The following is a 2,590-nucleotide window of genomic DNA, read 5'->3' on the forward strand; positions in this document are numbered from 1 at the left end:
GACTTCGCGCTTCAGGACCCCGGCCTTGATGAGTTCGAGGAAGGAGTCGACGAGCATTTCGCTCGACCCGAAGAGGCCCTTGTCGAAAGGCGCGTCCTGCATCTGGAAGCCGGCGAGCGATGCCGTGTTCAGCCGCGCGGCGGCTTTGCGGAAAGCGGCATTGTCGTGGTGACGCAGGATGAGCCCGCGCGCGACGGCGTCGCCCATGGAGCCGATGCCGATCTGCAGCGTGCCACCATCCGGAACGAGCCGCGCGACATGCAGCCCCACGGCATAGTCAGCGACGCTTACAGGCTCCTTCGGCGGGGCGAAGAGCGGGAAATCCGTCGCGGGGCTTTCGAGCATGTGACTGAAGGCGGAGGCCGGAAGTTCGGCCTCGTGACCGAGATAGGGAAGCTCGCTGTTGACCTGGCCGACGAACAGGAAATCCGTCTTGCCCCCGTCGCGCGCGGCAAGCAGGTCGAGCGTGATGTCGGTATTGCAACTGATGCTGTAATGCGCGCCGTCGGGATGCTTCGCGACGAGTTGCGCGACGACATTGGCGCCACGGTCTAGAATGTAGCGGAGCGCATGGGTGTAGTTGGCGGAAATATAACCTTGCTGTGCGGCCGGCACGTTGAGCCAGCGTCCGGCGAGAAAGAAGAATTCATTGACCTCGATGTTCGGCGGCAGCGTACCCGCGCGCAGGGCTTTCGCGTAGGCGAGGTCCGGGTAGCCGCCGAAAAGCCGGTCGATGAAGGGCGCAATGAAGCGCCGCTCGAGATCGCTCGCAGGACGCGGCTTTTCGAGCGTGAGCGCGGTGAAGATGCGCAGCGAGATCGAGGGATCGGCCGATGCGCGGGCGAAGAGCGCATTAGCGACGTGGTTTGCTTTGCCTAGCCCGAGCGGGAGGGCCAGCACGATCTCCTTACCGACCTTCGCGACGATGGCCTCCGCCAGCGCGTCGGGATCGCTGAACGCTTGCGGCGTCATGCGGCGCTGCCTCGGCGCCGTACCCCATGAAAGCTAGCGCCAGCCCGTGGCTCTGGAGATCGGTTCCTGTGCGGCGTTTTCTTCATTTTTGTCGTCGCGTTGGGGCGACAGTTCCTCTGGAGCGAAATCATCGACAGCGATCACCTCGCGCGTAGCGGCTTCCGCGTCCGCGAGTGCTTCGCTCTCCTCGGAACTTATCATGCCTTGGCTTTCCGCCTTGCGCCAGTCATGTATGCCCTGCTTGCGCAGGCGATCGTGAATGGGCTCCGCGCGCGTGACGGCGGCGAAAGCGCGTTCGAGTTTTGCCAGGCCATCATTGCTGTGGCCATGGAAAATGCCGGCGGCCACCCTATCCCGGGCCGTAGAGGGCGCGAGCAGGAGGCGCGCGCAGGTCTGGGTCAGCTTGTCCGACGGGCCTCGCTCGCGGCGTCCGAAGGGCAGAGCGAGGAAGCGCAGCAGCCATGCGGCGGGTCTGTTCGGGAGGTTCGCGAAGATCTCGTCCAGGCGGCGTTCGATCGCCTCAAAGCCCGTTTCCATGCACCAGGCGAGAAGTGGGAGGTCCTGCGGCTGGCGGCCCTCGTCCTGCCAGCGTTTGAGGACGGCGGAGAGGAGATAGAGTTCGGACAGGATGTCGCCGAGCCGTGCCGAAAGCATCTCTTTGCGCTTCAACGCGCCCCCAAGCGTGAGCAATGCGATGTCCGAGGTGAGAGCGAAGGCCGAAGCATAGCGGCCGAGCCCGCGGTAGTAGGGCGTGGCTTCGCCCGCGTCGGGAGCCGGTGCGAAACGTCCGCCCGTCCAGGCGCGGCCCCAGACGCGGAAGAGATTCTTGAGGCTATGGCCGAAATGCCGCCAGAACTGGCGGTCGAATTCCTCGAGGCCGCGCGCCTTGTCCTCGTCGGCCAGCGCGGTCATTTCCTTCAAGAGATAGGGATGGCTGCGAATGGCGCCCTGGCCGAAGAGAATGAGACTGCGTGTCAGGATGTTGGCGCCCTCGACGGTGATGCCGACGGGAACGGAACGATAGACGTTGCCGAGATAGTTGAGCGGCCCGTCGATGACGGCCTTGCCGCCATGCACGTCCATGGCGTCGTCGACGGCGATGCGCATACGCTCCGTCGCCTGCGATTTCATGATCGCCGAAATGACCGACGGCTTGTGTCCCTGGTCGAGACCCGCGCAGGTGAGGCGGCGGGCGGCATCGAGCTGATAGGCGATGCCGGCGATACGTGCGAGGCGCTCCTCGATGCCTTCGAACTTGCAGATCGGAATGCCGAATTGCGTACGGATGCGGGCATAGGCTCCCGTCGCATGTGCGCAGAAGGCGGCACCTGCCGAGGAGAGCGAGGGCAGAGAGATGCCACGGCCGGCGGCCAACGCGCTCATCAGCATCTGCCAGCCCTGTCCGGCGCGTTCGGGACCGCCGATGATCGCGTCCAGCGGTACGAAGACGTCGCGCCCCCAATTCGGACCGTTTTGAAAGGCCTGCCAGCATCCGCCGGGCGTGTCCGGGGCTTGCCAGTAGGCCGGGGCCGCCCAGCCCTGGCTTTGCACGCAGGCCCAACCATCGCTGAGCCACCAGCGCGGGTCGCGGTAGCCGCCATCGTCGATGAAGGCCAGG

1 protein-coding gene and 1 pseudogene are annotated in these 2,590 nt (G+C 65.3%); both read right to left on the minus strand.

What is annotated here, in order from left to right; genetic code table 11:
* A pseudogene (locus VMR03_RS02260) lies at positions 1 to 972 on the minus strand (acetyl-CoA hydrolase); the annotation flags it as partial.
* Positions 973 to 1,005: 33 nt separating this feature from the next.
* Positions 1,006 to 2,590: acyl-CoA dehydrogenase domain-containing protein (locus VMR03_RS02265; RefSeq protein ID WP_325401865.1), on the minus strand; the 1,585-nt coding region annotated here is incomplete at its 5' end.

The sequence above is a fragment of the Parvibaculum sp. genome (genome assembly GCF_035511255.1).
Classification (GTDB): domain Bacteria; phylum Pseudomonadota; class Alphaproteobacteria; order Parvibaculales; family Parvibaculaceae; genus Parvibaculum.